Source organism: Nocardioides immobilis (assembly GCF_003515065.1).
GTDB lineage: Bacteria > Actinomycetota > Actinomycetes > Propionibacteriales > Nocardioidaceae > Nocardioides > Nocardioides immobilis.
In genome coordinates this window covers 76240-90824 of record NZ_QXGH01000031.1, presented here as the reverse complement: position 1 = coordinate 90824, position 14585 = coordinate 76240, and the positions used below count along the sequence as shown (strand labels likewise).

At 71.3% G+C, this 14585-nt stretch carries 17 protein-coding genes, 1 tRNA gene and 1 pseudogene; 14 read left to right on the top strand and 5 right to left on the bottom strand.

Annotated elements, in window-relative coordinates; all coding sequences use genetic code 11:
- Positions 1 to 38: 38 nt before the first annotated feature.
- A pseudogene (locus D0Z08_RS33775) lies at positions 39 to 773 on the bottom strand (DMT family transporter); the annotation flags it as partial.
- Positions 774 to 887: 114 nt separating this feature from the next.
- Here D0Z08_RS33775 and D0Z08_RS24065 point away from each other — a divergent pair.
- Genes D0Z08_RS24065 through D0Z08_RS24045 form a run of 6 tightly spaced genes read left to right on the top strand, consistent with a single transcriptional unit; the run spans position 888 to position 3812 of the window.
- Positions 888 to 1535, top strand: a complete 648-nt coding sequence (locus D0Z08_RS24065) for a CDP-alcohol phosphatidyltransferase family protein (protein ID WP_118927825.1) — start codon at positions 888 to 890, stop codon at positions 1533 to 1535.
- Positions 1532 to 1993: a hypothetical protein gene (locus D0Z08_RS24060; RefSeq protein WP_118927824.1), complete on the top strand. Its 462-nt coding sequence runs from the start codon at positions 1532 to 1534 to the stop codon at positions 1991 to 1993. Before D0Z08_RS24065 ends, D0Z08_RS24060 begins: the two co-directional genes overlap by 4 nt.
- A gap of 19 nt (positions 1994 to 2012) precedes the next feature.
- Positions 2013 to 2171, top strand: coding sequence for a hypothetical protein (locus tag D0Z08_RS32330; protein ID WP_182481462.1), 159 nt, complete (start codon positions 2013 to 2015; stop codon positions 2169 to 2171).
- A gap of 27 nt (positions 2172 to 2198) precedes the next feature.
- Positions 2199 to 2822, top strand: a complete 624-nt coding sequence (gene nadD, locus D0Z08_RS24055; protein ID WP_118927823.1) for a nicotinate-nucleotide adenylyltransferase — start codon at positions 2199 to 2201, stop codon at positions 2820 to 2822.
- The gene (rsfS, locus tag D0Z08_RS24050) at positions 2819 to 3205 is read left to right on the top strand and encodes a ribosome silencing factor (protein ID WP_118927822.1); all 387 of its coding nucleotides are present in this window, start codon (positions 2819 to 2821) and stop codon (positions 3203 to 3205) included. The genes nadD and rsfS overlap by 4 nt, the downstream gene beginning before the upstream one ends.
- On the top strand, positions 3198 to 3812 hold the full coding sequence (locus D0Z08_RS24045) for a histidine phosphatase family protein (protein WP_118927821.1): 615 nt from the start codon (positions 3198 to 3200) through the stop codon (positions 3810 to 3812). Before rsfS ends, D0Z08_RS24045 begins: the two co-directional genes overlap by 8 nt.
- Positions 3813 to 3818: 6 nt before the next feature.
- Here the strand turns inward: D0Z08_RS24045 and D0Z08_RS24040 are convergent, their stop codons facing one another.
- Positions 3819 to 4454, bottom strand: coding sequence for a hypothetical protein (locus D0Z08_RS24040; RefSeq protein ID WP_118927820.1), 636 nt, complete (start codon positions 4452 to 4454; stop codon positions 3819 to 3821).
- Between the two features lie 145 nt (positions 4455 to 4599).
- On the opposite strand from D0Z08_RS24040, the gene D0Z08_RS24035 reads away from it, so the two are divergent.
- Positions 4600 to 4672 (top strand) — tRNA-Ala (locus tag D0Z08_RS24035).
- Positions 4673 to 4735: 63 nt separating this feature from the next.
- Here the strand turns inward: D0Z08_RS24035 and D0Z08_RS24030 are convergent.
- Positions 4736 to 5323, bottom strand: a complete 588-nt coding sequence (locus D0Z08_RS24030; RefSeq protein ID WP_118927819.1) for a 1-acyl-sn-glycerol-3-phosphate acyltransferase — start codon at positions 5321 to 5323, stop codon at positions 4736 to 4738.
- Positions 5324 to 5418: 95 nt separating this feature from the next.
- Between D0Z08_RS24030 and D0Z08_RS24025 the strand changes: the two genes are divergently transcribed.
- The 5 genes from D0Z08_RS24025 to D0Z08_RS24005 all read left to right on the top strand — a co-directional run bounded on the left by D0Z08_RS24025 (position 5419) and on the right by D0Z08_RS24005 (position 11454).
- On the top strand, positions 5419 to 6360 hold the full coding sequence (locus D0Z08_RS24025) for a hypothetical protein (RefSeq protein ID WP_118927818.1): 942 nt from the start codon (positions 5419 to 5421) through the stop codon (positions 6358 to 6360).
- A gap of 101 nt (positions 6361 to 6461) precedes the next feature.
- Positions 6462 to 9212 (top strand): helix-turn-helix transcriptional regulator, encoded by a 2751-nt coding sequence (locus tag D0Z08_RS24020; protein WP_182481461.1) that lies wholly within the window; start codon positions 6462 to 6464, stop codon positions 9210 to 9212.
- Between the two features lie 63 nt (positions 9213 to 9275).
- Positions 9276 to 9557, top strand: coding sequence for a nickel-binding protein (locus D0Z08_RS24015; RefSeq protein WP_118927816.1), 282 nt, complete (start codon positions 9276 to 9278; stop codon positions 9555 to 9557).
- Between the two features lie 125 nt (positions 9558 to 9682).
- A complete protein-coding gene (locus tag D0Z08_RS24010) occupies positions 9683 to 10168 on the top strand; it encodes a hypothetical protein (RefSeq protein WP_118927815.1) in 486 nt (161 codons plus the stop codon).
- Positions 10159 to 11454: a calcium-binding protein gene (locus D0Z08_RS24005; protein ID WP_118927814.1), complete on the top strand. Its 1296-nt coding sequence runs from the start codon at positions 10159 to 10161 to the stop codon at positions 11452 to 11454. Before D0Z08_RS24010 ends, D0Z08_RS24005 begins: the two co-directional genes overlap by 10 nt.
- A 27-nt stretch (positions 11455 to 11481) precedes the next feature.
- Here D0Z08_RS24005 and D0Z08_RS24000 read toward each other — a convergent pair whose 3' ends face one another.
- Complete coding sequence (locus D0Z08_RS24000) at positions 11482 to 12114, bottom strand: TetR/AcrR family transcriptional regulator (protein WP_118927813.1); 633 nt, start codon at positions 12112 to 12114, stop codon at positions 11482 to 11484.
- A gap of 151 nt (positions 12115 to 12265) precedes the next feature.
- On the opposite strand from D0Z08_RS24000, the gene D0Z08_RS23995 reads away from it, so the two are divergent.
- Together D0Z08_RS23995 and D0Z08_RS23990 are read left to right on the top strand one after the other, a co-directional pair.
- Positions 12266 to 13213, top strand: a complete 948-nt coding sequence (locus tag D0Z08_RS23995) for a helix-turn-helix domain-containing protein (RefSeq protein ID WP_118927812.1) — start codon at positions 12266 to 12268, stop codon at positions 13211 to 13213.
- A gap of 47 nt (positions 13214 to 13260) precedes the next feature.
- A complete protein-coding gene (locus D0Z08_RS23990; RefSeq protein ID WP_118927811.1) occupies positions 13261 to 13845 on the top strand; it encodes a TetR/AcrR family transcriptional regulator in 585 nt (194 codons plus the stop codon).
- Here the strand turns inward: D0Z08_RS23990 and D0Z08_RS23985 are convergent, their stop codons facing one another.
- Complete coding sequence (locus tag D0Z08_RS23985; protein WP_245994378.1) at positions 13846 to 14526, bottom strand: LuxR C-terminal-related transcriptional regulator; 681 nt, start codon at positions 14524 to 14526, stop codon at positions 13846 to 13848.
- Between the last annotated feature and the right edge of the window lie 59 nt (positions 14527 to 14585).

The following is a 14585-nucleotide window of genomic DNA, read 5'->3' as shown; positions in this document are numbered from 1 at the left end:
GCGACCGTCAGCGCCGCTGTGAACGGTGTGTGTCGCGGCACCTCTCCGAACACCAGGTGGGCGAACCCGAGCGTGAGCAGGCAGTTGACGACGTTGAGCACCGGCATCGACGCCGACAGGCGCGCCGAGCGGTAGGCGAGCTGGTTGACCGAGATCCCGGCGAGGCCGGCGCCGACCAGCGCGTAGGGCAGCCACGACGTCGCGAGCGCGAGCAGGCCGTTGCCGTCGCGGTAGAGCTGGCAGGCCTCGATCAGCACCGCCATCAGGCCGAACAGCACGCCGGACGCGCAGCCGAGGAGGAACGCACGCGGCGTCGGGCCGGCGACGGCACCCGCGGCCGCGATCGCGACCAGGGCGCCGCCGGCGGCGGCCGAGCAGCCGAGCAACAGGGTGAACAGGTCGGGGGAGTGGTGGGCGGACCGCACGTCGGCCGCGAGCAGCAGTACGGCGATTGCGAGCGCGGTGACCGTCACCCCGACCAGCTCGGAGCGGGAGGGCCAGGAGCGCGCGAGCGCCGCGCGGATCGGCACCGCGAACACGATGCCCATGATCGCGATCGGCTGGACCACCCCGATCGGCCCGTTGTCGAGCGCGAGCACGTGGAACGTGAACCCGACCGGCCCGAGTGCGAGGGCGAACAGCCACTCCGGTCGTCGTACGAGGAAACGCATCAGGTCGACGACGCCTGCGCCCTCCGGTGCCTTCCCCGTGGACAGGTGCTGGGTGGACGTCGAGAGTGCGGTCGTCGCCGCGCTCGCGAGGGCGAAGAGCACGGCCAGCCAGATCACGGCCGTGACGGTAGGCAGGCCAGGTAGCGGGTCGGTGAATGACACGAGTACCGGCAGGGGTCGATCGGCCGCGAGGGTCGGCAAGGTAGGTTTCGCGCCATGGCAGGGGCGCCCGACCGCATCTACGCGGACGCATCCACGGAGCGGCTCCTCACCGGCGCGACCGCGATCACGTTCGTCCGCACCATCGCGACCCTGGCGCTCACCCTGTGGGGCGCGTACGACGAGAGCCTCACCCTGCTCGTCACCGGACTCGTCGTCTACTGGGTGGGCGACACCCTCGACGGCGCGTGGGCGCGGCTGACCGATTGCGAGACCCGGATCGGCGGGGTCATCGACATGGTGAGCGACCGGCTCAGCTGCGGTGCGTTCTACGTCGGCCTGGCCTGGCTCCAGCCGGCGCCGCTCTTCTTCAGCGACGAGCCGATGGAGCTGATCGCGATCCCGGTCGCGGTCTACCTGTTCGAGTTCATGGTCATCGACATGTTCCTGTCGCTGGCCTTCCTCGCCTGGCCGATCCGCAGCCCCAACTACTTCTACGTGGTCGATCGCCGGATCTACCTCTGGAACTGGTCGCGGCTCGGCAAGGCGGCCAACTCGGGCCTGTTCGCCGTCCTGCTGCTCGCGACCGGGTGGTGGTGGCTCGGGCTGATCATCGCGGTCGCACTGCTCGTGCTGAAGTGCGTGTCGCTGCGCTGGCTGCTGCAGCTCGGGCTACCGGTTCCGGAGAGGGTCCCGGCCGCATGATCCTGTGGCTGACGACGTTCGCAGTCAGCATCGCGTCGGCTCTGCTCCCGTTCCTCCCGATGGAGGTCTACATCCTGGGCGCCGCGGCGACCGAGCCCGGCGTCCCGGCCGCGATCACGCTCGGGATCGCGGCCGGCGCAGGCGCGACCATCGGCAAGATCATCTGGTACGAGGCCGCGCGCCGCGGCATCGACTCGAAGTGGGCGCAGAAGAAGCTCGCAGCGCCGAAGGTGAAGGCCGGCTACGAGAAGTGGGTCGCCCGGATGCAGGGGCGCCCGGTGTACGCCGCGAGCATCATGTTCCTGGCGGCGTCGGTCGGACTCCCGCCCCTGCTGGTGATGGCTGCCGTCGGTGGTCTGCTGAAGATGCCGATGTGGGTGTTCATCCCCACCGTCTTCCTGGGCCGCACCGTCCGCTTCACGCTGCTGTTCCTGGGCGTCGACTTCGCCATCCACTGAGACCGGTAGGATCCCGCGCATGCAGATCAGCCTGACCGCACTCGCCGTACTCCAGGCCGCCGAGGAGCACGGCGAGCCCGCCGTCAACCCGTGGTTCATCGGCGGCGGCGCGCTGCTCATTCTGCTCCTCCTGCTCGCCGGCCTCGTGTGGTTCGGCGGCGGCCGCGACCACAGCTGAACCCCGCGGCCCCTCGATGACTCGGCGATGACTGACCCCGCTCGGCGGCCCCGGGTCGGGGTGATGGGCGGCACGTTCGACCCCATCCACCACGGCCACCTGGTGGCGGCGTCGGAGGTCCAGGGCTGGTTCGGGCTCGACGAGGTCGTCTTCGTCCCGACCGGGCAGCCCTGGCAGAAGACCGACCGGGTCGTCTCGCCCGCCGAGCACCGCTACCTGATGACGGTGATCGCCACCGCCGCCAACCCGCGGTTCACGGTCAGCCGGGTCGACATCGACCGCGCCGGACCGACGTACACGATCGACACGCTGCGCGACCTCCGCGCCGCGCGCCCGGACGCCGACCTGTTCTTCATCACCGGCGCTGACGCGCTGACCGACATCTTCAGCTGGCGCGACGCCGACGACGTGTTCGCGCTCGCGCACTTCGTCGGCTGCACCCGACCCGGGTCGGAGATGGACCCCGCCACGCTTTCGGCGATACCGGCCGATCGTGTCACGATGTTGGAGGTGCCGGCACTCGCGATCTCCTCCACCGACTGCCGTCAGCGGCAGGCGCAGGGGGAGCCGATCTGGTACCTCGTCCCTGACGGGGTCGTGCAATACATCACCAAGCACGGCCTCTACGCCGCAGAACCCGGAGTGAAATGACCGCGACCGAGCACGCCGTCGAGCTGGTCCACGCGGCGGCCCGCGCCGCCGCCGACAAGCTCGCCACCGACATCCTCGCCTTCGACGTGAGCGAGCAGCTGGCCATCACCGACGCCTTCCTGCTCGCGTCCGGCGCCAACGACCGGCAGGTCAAGGCGATCGTCGACGAGGTCGAGGACAAGCTGCGTGAGATCGGCGCGAAGCCGATCCGCCGCGAGGGCGAGCGCGACGCACGCTGGGTGCTCATCGACTACGGCGAGATCGTGGTCCACGTCCAGCACAGCGAGGAGCGGCAGTTCTACGCGCTCGAGCGGCTCTGGCGCGACTGCCCGATCATCGAGCTGCCGGCCGAGGTGCACGGGCCGGCTTCGGCCGGTGGCTGAGGCAGAGCGCCGGCTGGTCCTGCTGCGGCACGGGCAGACCGAGTGGAACGCGGTCAAGCGGATCCAGGGCCACCTCGACCCGGCGCTCGACGACCTCGGTCACGCCCAGGCGCAGGCCGTGGCGCCGGCGATCGCCGCGCTGGCGCCGACGCTGCTGGTGTCCTCGGACCTGCAGCGGGCCCGGCAGACGACCGAGTACGTCGCGCAGGCGACCGGCCTGGGCGCGTCGTACGACGACCGCCTGCGGGAGTGCTACCTGGGTGAGCGCCAGGGCCTGACCCACGATGAGTACGCCGCGCTCGACCCCGACGAGTACGCGCGGTTCCGCGCCGGTGACTGGGACGACATCCCCGGCGCCGAGACGCTGGCCCAGGTCGCCGACCGGTTCACCGCCGTGCTGAAGGAGACCGCGGGTGTGCTCGAGCCGGGGGAGACCGCCGTGGTCGTCGCCCACGGCGCCGCGATCCGGACCGCCATGGTGCACTGGCTCGCCTGGCCGCTCGAGATGGTCCGGGACTTCCGCGCGCTCGCCAACTGCGGGTGGGTGGAGATCGTCGAACGCCCCTCCGGGCGCTGGGCGCTGGCGGCGTACAACCGCACCGCCTGAGGCGCCCTACACGTAGGTGTAGTTGTAGGTGATGAGCACCGGCTGCGGCCAGCCGAGGTTCATGCTCACGGTCGCCGTCGTCCCAACGGGCTGCTCGGGCACCGTCACCACGAGTCTCTTGGTCGGGGTCTCCGCCTTGCGGCCGCCTGTCGAGTACGCCGTCGCCTCCACCGGGCCGCCGGTGAACACCGACGTCGACATGGTCGGGTTCATCGCCAGGTTCTGGGCCGTCACGTCTCCCCAGAACGACGCGTCGAACCCCGAGACGGCGCGCTCGTCGGGGATCTCCCAGGTCACCGACATCGACCCGAGGGCCGGGTCGGACCACTGCGCGGTGCCGAGGACCGCGTTGATCGTCCAGCCCAGCGCCCGGAGGCCGGCAGTGTCGATCGGCTGGCCGTTGTGGGTGATCGTGAAGCCGGTCCGGGTCGCGATCTGGGAGCTCCGGGTCGCCGGGTCGCTCGAGACAGGGCTGGACGTCGGCACCGTGGTCACATCGGTCGGTGTCACCGAGGCCGACGAGGCGGACGGGCCACTCGGTGCCGTACCGCCCTTCGGCCGGCGCGGCTCGTCGTCGCAGCCCGCGGCGGACACCAGCATCAGCACCACGATGCAGCAGGCGAGTCGCACCACACGGAGCATCGGTCACCTCCGTCGAACGCTTCGACGCTAGCGCCCGCGGGTCCGCGCCGCGGCGACTTCGCAGAACCTTTGCCTACGCGTGGCCGGGGACCTCGATTTCACCGGCGTCGCAGCGTTCGGTAAGGTTCTCCGCGTTGCAAACCACGGGGCTGTGGCGCAGCTGGTAGCGCATCTGCATGGCATGCAGAGGGTCAGGGGTTCGAGTCCCCTCAGCTCCACAAAGTTTCTTGATGGACAAGGTCGGCTTCCGAGCGGAAGCCGACCTTCGTCGTTCCTGCGCCCTACCCGGCGCCGGCGGACTCCTCGCGGAGCCGCGGCTCGACCCGGAGCTCGGGGTTGACGCCGTGCTTGTCGGCGTAGAACGCGCGGACGAGATCCATGTCAGCGACGACGTCGCCGGACGGGGTGAAGGACGGCCCCATCCCGAGGGTGCGGGTCTCGCCGTCGATGAACCCGAGGCAGATCGGCAGGCCGGTCTGCCCCGCGATCCGGTAGAAGCCGGGCTTCCAGTACTCGCTCTTGCCCCGCGTGCCCTCGGGAGCGATCACCAGCAGGAAGGACTCGTGCGTCTCGGCTTCCTTCAGCAGCTCCCGGATCGTCGCGCCGGGGTTGGCGCGGTCGAGCGGGATGCCTCCGGTCGCACGCATGATCCAGCCCATCGGTCCCTTGAAGAACGACTGCTTGATGAGCACCTGGGGGCGCCGGCCGTCGCTCCAGGCGATGAGCAGCATCGCGACCCAGTCCCAGTTCGACGTGTGCGGCGCGCCGACGAGGATCCCCTTGCTGGGCACCGTGCCGACAAGGCGCCATCGGGTCGCGCGCAGAGCGCCTCGGGCGAGCGCGCGTCGTACCCGCATCGTGTGAGCCATGGTCGAAACCGTAGTCGGCCGGCGACGGCGGCCGCGCCGGGTGTCGGACGGCGTGGTGCCTACCGCTTCTCGCTGGACCGCGCCATGCTCGAGGTGTGACCTCGGAGTCGCCGGAGCTTCCGTGGGGTGTGGTGCTCAGCATCATCACGGTCCTCGCCCTTGCCAACGCCTGGTTCGAGCCGTTCGAGGACTCGGGCCCGGCGGAGACGACGTCCGGGGTCGACAGGGAGTCCCACGACCCGATGGTGCGCAAGTCGCGCGGCTGGACGTCGTTCCGCCGGGCGACGATCACGCCGGGTATCCAGACCCTCACCGACGGCGCCGGCCAGTGCACGACCAACTTCGTGTTCACCGACGCGGCCGGCGAGGTCTACCTCGGGCAGGCCGCCCACTGCGCCACCACCGGTGACGAGGAGAACGGCTGCGAGGCTCCGACCCGGCCGCTCGGGACGAGGGTCACGTTCAACGCCCACGGCACGCGGTACGACGCCGGCGAGCAGCTCGGGCGCGGCAGGCTGGCCTACAGCAGCTGGCGCACGATGCAACGGCGCGGTGAGAAGAACCGGAACGCCTGCGCCTTCAACGACTTCGCACTCGTCCGGGTGGCGCGCGGCTCCCGGGACAAGGTGAACCCGAGCCTGCCGTACTGGGGTGGCCCGACGGGCCTGCCGGCCACCGGCGTCGACTCCTACTCGATCAGCCGCGTCTACGGGTACGGACGTTCGTCGCTGCGCGAGGACGGCAGCCCGTACTCGCGTCAGGCCGCCACGCTGATGCCGGGCGGGTCCGACACCGACGGCTGGTCGCACACGATCTACTCGCCGTCGCCGGGCATCCCGGGGGACAGCGGGAGCGGGTACGTCGACGGGGACGGTCGGGCGATGGGGACGCTGTCGACCCTCGTGATCGACACCGTGCTGTGGAACGGCCTCGGCGACCTGGCCAGCGAGCTGCGCTACGCGCGCCGGCACTCCGGGATCGTCGGGCTCAAGCTGGAGGTCGGCACCATCCCCTTCGACGACTCCCGGGGTCGATGAGGGGAGGTCGCCCATGGACACGGGTCTGGCCGGCTGGTCGGGAACCGAGGAGACTCGTCTCGGCATGCCCTCGGGGCCTGCGCGACATGGGGAGTACGACGGTGCCGACGACAACCGTGATCGGGCGCGATGCCGAGCTCGACGCGATCCGTGACCTGCTCGATCGCGCGGTGTCGGGGCCGGTCGGGCTGGTCGTGGAGGGTGAGGCCGGGATCGGCAAGTCGGTGCTGCTCGAGGCAGCCGTCGAGCAGGCGGCCGGGCGCGGGTTCCGTGTCCTGGGCAGCCGGGCGGCGGAGGCCGAGGCGTCGTGGTCGCTGCTCGCGGTCGGCGACCTGCTGGACGACGTGCCCGAGCAGGCCATCGACCCACTCCCGGAGCCCCAGCGCAACGCGCTGGACGTGGTCATGCGCCGCGCCGAGCCTGACGGGCGGTCCGTCGAGCAGGCGACCGTCGGTGCTGCGCTCCGCGGCGTGCTGACCCGGCTCGCATCCGAAGGCCCGCTGCTGCTCGTGCTCGACGACGTGCACTGGGTCGACGAGGCGTCGGCGGCGGTCCTGGGCTACGTGCTGCGCCGGCTGGGCGACGATCCGGTCGCGGTCGTCACGACCCGGAGACTCCCGGAGCCGGCTCGGCTCGACCTCCCCGGCGTGCTTCCGGAGGACGCGGTCGTGCGGTTGCGGTTGGGGCCGGTGTCGATGGGGGCCTTGAGATCGATCCTGGAGTCGCGACTGCCGACCCGGCTGACGCGGTCGACGTTGTCGCGGGTCCACGACGCCTCCCAGGGGAACCCGCTGTTCGCGCTGGAGATCGTCCGGGTCCTCGAGGAGGTCGGGGTGCCACCGTTCGGCGAGCCGTTGCCGGTGCCGGGCGACGTGCAGGAGCTGATCCGCCGTCGGGTCGCGGACCTGCCGGAGCGTACCCGGGTGCTGCTGCTGCGCGCCGCGCTCGCTTTCGGGCCGACCAGCCCGGTGCCCCCGTCGGCGCTCGGAGAACGGAGCCTCGACTGCCTGGTCGACGCGGAGCGGGCAGGTGTGGTCCGCCTCGACGGTCAGGTCCTCCGGTTCGCCCATCCGTTCCACGCGGCCGCCGTGCTCGCGACCGCGCACCCCGACCTGATCCAGGAGGTACGACGCCAGCTCGCTGCCGAGGCGGTCGGACCCGAGGAACGGGCTCGCCACCTCGGCCGCGCCGTCGACGTACCGGACCTCGATGTCGCCCGCACGATCGAGGTCGGCGCCGAGGCCGCGCTGACCCGCGGAGCGCCCTTGGACGGCGCGTTGCTCCTCGAGCGTGCGTGCCGGCTGACACCCGCGGAGGCGCCGCGACTCGCGGTCCGTCGTGGCCTGCGGGCGGCTGAGTACTACGAGCACGTGGGCGAGCATGCCTCCGCCGAAGCGATGCTCGACCACCTCATCGCGCGGGAGCTGACCGGCGACGAGGCGGCGGAGGCGCTCCGGCTGCGGGCGGAGGTCTGCATGGCAGACGACGACCTGGCCGGAGCAGAGGACGCCCTCGCCGAGGCACTCGCGCTGAACCCAGCAGCGCACCGGTGCGCCCTCTCGCTGATGGCGATCACCGCGCAGCGACGCGACTTCGAGCGGGCCCAGCGGTTGAGCCGGGACCTCCTCGAGCGACTCGACCCGTCCACGGACGGCCCGCTCGTCGCTGAGGTGCTCGCCTACTCCGCGATGACCGACTTCCGCGCCGGCGACGGCCTGGACTGGGCCCGGATCGAGCGCGCGCTTGAGCTGGAGGACCGAGACGCGGTCCCGGTGGGCTCCGATCCGCCGTGCGTCATCGCGGCGTACTTCGCGTTCTACGCCCATCGCTACGACGAGGCGCGGCAGCGCCTGATCGAGATCAGGGACGACGTGGCCCTGCGGGGTTTCGAGGACGGCTACATCCAGCACTGGCTGGGACGGCTGGAGACCGCATGCGGCAACCTCGGAGCGGCGATCGCGCACATCGACGAGGGCATCGCCATCACCGCGCTGACCGGGAACAGCGCCTTGAGGGACCAGCTGGTGGCAGATCGTGCGTTCGTCGACGTCCTCCACGGCGATCTCGATACCGCCCAGGAGCGGCTGCAGCACGAGGGGCCGGTCGGTGGTCTGGCCGCCAACACCGAGATCAGGGTGGCGCTCGCGGCGGGGCTCTCGGGGGGCGATCCGGAAATGGCGTGGGAGGCCTGCCGGGCGCGGGTCGAGGAGGCAGAGCGCGACGGGCTCACCGAGCCGCACCAGGACGACTGGGTGCCCGACGCCATCGAGCTGATGATCGCCCGCGGACTCGGCGACCGTGCCGGGGCCATCATCGAAGCCTGGGAGGAGCGCGGCCGGGCGCTCGGCTACCCGTGGGCGCTCGCACTGGGCGCCCGCTGCCGAGCCGTCCTGCACGCCGCGGAGGGCGACGATGCCACCGCGATCGCGGCGGCCGAGGAGGCGCTTGAGCACCACCGCTCCTCGGGGCAGCCGTTCCATCGCGCCCGGACGCTGCTGGTCCTGGGTGCTTCACTTCGTCGGGTACGACGACGGGCCGACGCGCGCCGTGCGCTCGAGGAGGCACTCGCGGAGTTCGAGCGGATGGGCTGCCGCCGGTGGACGGAGCGAGCGCGCGAGGAGCTCGCCCGGATCGGCGGGCGCTCGGCGTCGACGGGCGGGCTGAGCAGGAGCGAGCGCCGCGTCGTCGAGCTGGCCGCAGGGGGAGCCTCGAACAAGGAGATCGCGGCGACCCTGTCGGTGAGCGTGCACACGATCGAGAGCCACCTTTCGCACGCGTTCGTGAAGCTCGGTGTCACCCGGCGCGGCCAGCTGGCAGGACGGCTCGCGGACGAGGCGCAGCAGATCGACTGACCCGTCAAAGTTCGCAGGTTTCCGTGATGCGACCGCCCCGGACCGGAACCTAGCGTCGACCACGTGAGCGAGTTCCTCCAGGAGTGCTACGTCGCGGCAGGTCACACGGATGCGGCGAGTCGAGCGCTCGTGCGCATGAAGGCGATGGCCGTGGAGTCGACCGAGGACGGCCACCCGGCCCACCTGGTCCGATCGATCCTCGTGCCCGGGGACGAGACCTGGTTCCTGCTGTGGGAGGCCGACAGCGCGGACACCGTCCGCAACGTCGCCCGCCGTGCGGGTGTTGCGTGCGACCGGATCACCGAGGCACTGGACCTGCCGCCCCTGTTCCAAGGCTCCGCCTGACCGCCGCCGGCGGTCGTCATCTATCCCGAAGGGAGCCCGACGACGGTGCTCACCTCCAATAGGGAGGTCTCGATCGACGGCCTCGCCGTCAGCGCGAAGTAGCCCCACTCGAAAGGAGCACGACAATGAGTACTCGGACCCTGGCCCTGGCGACAGCCCTGGCCACGGCGCCCGCCGCGGTGGTGCTGGCGGCAGCACCGGCCCAGGCGGCCGGCCACACCGTGGTCTTCATGAACGGATCGCAGATGGTGGTGCAGTCCGGCGCCGGTGGCGCGAACTGGATCACGATCAACAACGCCACGCTCCCCAACGGCGGGCCGGCGTACCTCGTACGGGACAACACACCGGGCGCAACGATGACGACCACGTCGCCGTGCCAGGTCGCCAGCTCGGCGTCGGTGATGTGCCCCAAGTCGTTGGTGTCGTCGTACGACGTGACGAGCGGTGACCTGAACGACGTCATCCAGTTCCCCGCCCTCGCGCTCGCCGGGGTCGTGCATGCCGGTGCGGCAACGATTGGATCGAGCCGGGAACCGGTCCGGAGGACCTCTTCGGAGACGCCGGCAGCGACACCGTCAACTATCGCACCCGGACCACGGCCGTGTCGCTGAGCCTGGACTCTGCCGAGAACGACGGCGGCCCCAGTGAACACGACTTCCTGGGCTCCGACCTGGAGATCCTCGCCGGCGGAGCCAGCAATGACACGATCACCGGCAACCAGCTGGCGCAGACCCTGAACGGGAACGGGGGTGACGACGTCCTGGACGGTGGACTCGGCAGCGACATCATGTTCGGGGGCGCGGGTGTCGACACGGTCGACTACCGCAGGCGGGTCGCGCCGGTCACGGTGTCGGTCGACGGTGTCTCGAGCGACGGCGAGGCCGGCGAGAACGACTGGGTCCCGCCCGAGAACGAGATCGTCATCGGCGGCAGCGGTGACGACACCCTGTCCGGACCGGACGGCAGCAACATCTTCGACGGCTACTTCGGCAAGGACACGCTCCTCGGAGGCGCCGGAGACGACGTGCTCGACGGCGGTCCCGGCCCGGACACGCTGTCCGGCGGGGAAGGGATCGATCTGGTGACGTACGAAGACCGCACCCAACCCGTCGTCGTCATGATCGACGCGCTCGCCAACGACGGCGAGGCCGGCGAGCGTGACCTGGTGAAGGCCGATGTCGAAGACATGCGTGGCGGCAGTGGCGCCGACCGGCTGACCGGCAGCGGTGCCGCCAACACCCTCGACGGGGGAGCGGGCGGTGACACCCTGGCCGGTGGCGGCGGTGCGGACCTGCTCCTCGGAGGCGCCGGCCCCGACGTCTTGGCCGGCGGCGGCGCCCTCGACACGGTGTCGTACGCCGACCGCGGCTTCGCGGTCAGCGCCACCATCGACAACACGGCGAACGACGGCTCGTTCGGCGAGGGCGACAACGTCAAGGGCGATGTCGAGGTGCTCCGCGGCGGTACGGCGAACGACGTGCTGGCCGGGTCAGGCGACGCAGAGCGTCTCTACGGCGGACCGGGAGACGACGTCCTGGCCGGCAACGGCGGTGCCGACCTCCTCGTCGGCGAGGAGGGAGCCGACGAGCTCATCGGCGGCGCGGGCGCCGACACGGCGAGCTACGCCGAGCGGCCGACCAACGTGGTGGTGACCATCGACGACGTCGCGAACGACGGCCGGCCGAGCGTGACGGGGGAGCGCGACAACGTCCGAGTCGACGTCGAGAAGGTCGTCGGCGGTGTCGGCAACGACCAGCTGAGCGGTAGTGCAGCGGGCAACACGCTGTCCGGCGGGCCCGGGGACGACCAGCTCGACGGCCTCGCGGGCTATGACCGCATCGACGGAGGCGACGGGTTCGACTCCTGTGTCGGGGAGGTCAGGACGAATTGCCCGTGAGCCCGATGCTCGGTCGACCTGGATCGCTCAGGCGTCGCGGAACACCCGGTGCAACGCTTGGCCGACGAACTCCCCGAGGTGGTCCGCGGTCCAGGTGTTGCCCGGTGCCAGCATCGTCTGGATCGCGGTCTGGCAGGTGGACATGAAGATCTCGATGAGGACCGGCTGCTTGGCGTCGAGGTCCTCGATGTCCCACCACCGCTCGAGGGCAGGGCGCATCCACCTGGTCGCCTCGGTCCTGACCAGCGAACGAGCCCCTCGGAACCGCTTGGACATCGCCGGATCGGGCTCTCCGAGGACGAGGAGCCGCCACGCGTCGGCGCGCTCGGTCACTGTCCGCAGCAGCGCCTGGGTGCCGGTGACGAACGCCTCCTCCGGGGTTCCGGCGGTGCCGGAGCTGTGCAGGGCGCTGATCACCGCCTCGAGCAGCTGACCGCCCTCGCGATCGAGGAGGGCGTTGACCATCGCGACCCGGTCGGCGTAGCAGGCGTACACGACGGGCCGGGTGACGCCCATCTGCGCGGCCACGGCGCCGATCGTCACCGCGCCGAACCCATGCTCGTTCGCGATCGCCAGCGCAGCGTCGAGGACTAGGGGACGTCGCCGTTCCGGTCCCAGGTGGGCTGCTCGGGCGCGCGACGGCGGTCCGGCGGCAGACATGGGCTGGAGGCTAGTGGAAGCCATGGATTCCTGCATTCCCGCAGCAAAATCCTACAGCCATGCATTAACGTGGGTGCCGCAGGTCAGCAGCGGGCGAGCGCAGGCATGGGGATCTTCGACGCCGCCGGTTGCGCTCGAAGGGTGCAGGGGCATGGAGACATCGGTCGCTCGGCTCGACGCGCTGAGGGTTGCCATTGCCGAGGACCCCGACGCCGGCCACCACGTCGCGCACCGCGCCACGCTCGAGCTGCTCGATCGAACGGACCGGGCGGGCACCGACCGACTCCTTGTCGGAGTGGAGCACTTCGCCGAGGCCGCTGAGACGCTCGTCGGAACCGATCGGTGGCCGATGAAGGTCGGCGTGATGGCCAACGCGATCTCGCTCGTCGGCTTTGCAGAGCCCGCCGACTTCGCGACCCTCGACGCCCTGGTGAAGCGCTACGGCCACCGCGCGGTCGCCGCCGTCCAGACCGGTGTCGACGAACGGCTCGGCACCGCGTCGAGCATGCCGTTGGCGAGTCGCCTCGTCTGGAACCTCGCTCGCGCCGACGAGATCATCGACGGCTTGGTGGCGAGTGGGCTCGACCGGGATGCGGCCCTCGACGTCAGCGGCAACTGCTACCGGTGCGGGTTCTGGCTTGTCGTTGCCGACGTCGACCCGGACTCGCCCGGTCCCGAGCTCGCCACGGTCGAGGACGCTGTCAGGTGTGCCGACACCGGCGGGATCCGCGGGTGGCGGGCACAGGTCGCGGTCGTCGCCGCCAACCCGTGGTCGCCGTACCCCGTCGAGCTCCACAAGCTGTTGGTCGCCGGCGACCGCCTGCTTCCCGCAGCCGCCCTGGAGGAGGCGATCAAGTACTACCGCGAGCAGTCCGAGCGTCACGACCGGCAGCTCGTGGCGCGCGAGATCCGGCGCCTGGTGGCCGTGAGCGGCCTCAGCCAGCGGCAGTTCGCTGCGCTGTGCGGTACGTCGGCGCCCCGGCTCTCCACCTACGTGAACGGGTTGGTCACGCCGTCGGCCTCGATGATGGTGCGGTTCAACCATGCGTCGGCGCGCGCGCAGCGCCAGGCGCGCAGGGCGCGCGACGCCTCGGCGTAGGTGTGTTCCGGCTGAGGCCGCCTGACCCCACCCACTACTCTTCGGCCATGCCCAGAGCCGGAGTGCCGACGCGCGTCGCGGTCTTCGCCGCCCTGCGCGAGGTGCTCGAGGAGAATCCCTGGCGCAGCGTCACGCTCGCGGCCGTGGCCAAGCGCGCCGGGGTCAGCCGGCAGACGATCTACAACGACTTCGGGTCGCGGGCCGGCCTCGCCGAGGCCTACGCCCACGAGGTCGCCGACGCCTTCTGCGACCTCGTCGACGCCGACATGGAGGCGAACGCCGACAACCCGCGCGCGGGCCTGGAGGCCGCGCTCCGCACGTTCCTCGACGGCACCTCCGGCGACCCGCTGATCCGCCGGGTCCAGGACGGAGACGCGCACCCCGACCTGCTCCGACTCGTCACCACCGACAGCGGGCCCTTGCTGGCGCACATCGCCGAGCGGCTGACGATCGCCGTCGCCCGGGTGTGGCCGATCGCCGACCCAGCGGCCGGTCGCGCGCTCGCGCGCACCATCGCCCGACTCGGGATCAGCTACGTGGCGATGCCGCCCGAGACCGACGACGACGTCGCCGCGGAGCTGGCAGCCCTGCTGGCGCCGGCGCTCGAGGCGAGCATCGACCCGGACGCCTGATCAGCCGGCGTCGTCGTACGTCCTCGTCGCGGACTCTGCCCGCGCCCAGGTCGCGGCCATCATCGCCGCCTGGGTCCGGTGGGCGACGCCGAGCCGGCTGAGCAGCGCGGTCACGTGGTTCTTGACGGTCTTCTCGGCGAGGTACAGGCGCGCGGCGATCTCCCGGTTGGTCAGCCCCTCGGCTATGAGGAACAGGATCTTGCGCTGCTGCGGCGTGAGGTCGGCGACCACCTGGAGCGATCGCTTGTGGAGGGCGACGTGCTCGACGACGCTGGCCGGGACCGACCAGTCGACCACCGAGTGGCCGCTGGCGACGAGCCGGATGCCGTTGACCAGGGAGCTGGCGTTGATCTGCTCGAGCATGTAGCCGGCGGCTCCGGCCAGCATCGCCGTGGCGATCGCGTCGTCGTCGCGGCGGCCGGCCAGGATCAGGCCCCGGATGGCCGGGTCGGCAGCACGGATGGCCCGGCAGAGCCCGAGCCCGCTGCCGTCCGGCAGCCGGGCGTCGAGGACGGCCACGTCCGGCCGGAGCTCCAGGATCTGGGGCAGGGCGACCGAGGCGAGGCCGGACTGGCCCACGACCGCGATGTCGAGCTCTGCTTCGAGCAGGCTGAAGAGCCCGCTGCGGACGATGTCGTACTGCGCAGCGAGGTAGACCCGGATCGGTTCCTTGCCTGCCACGGCTTCACTGTGCCCAGTGGCGAGGACAGGCGCGGTCGAACGGCCAGATCGCGACCGCG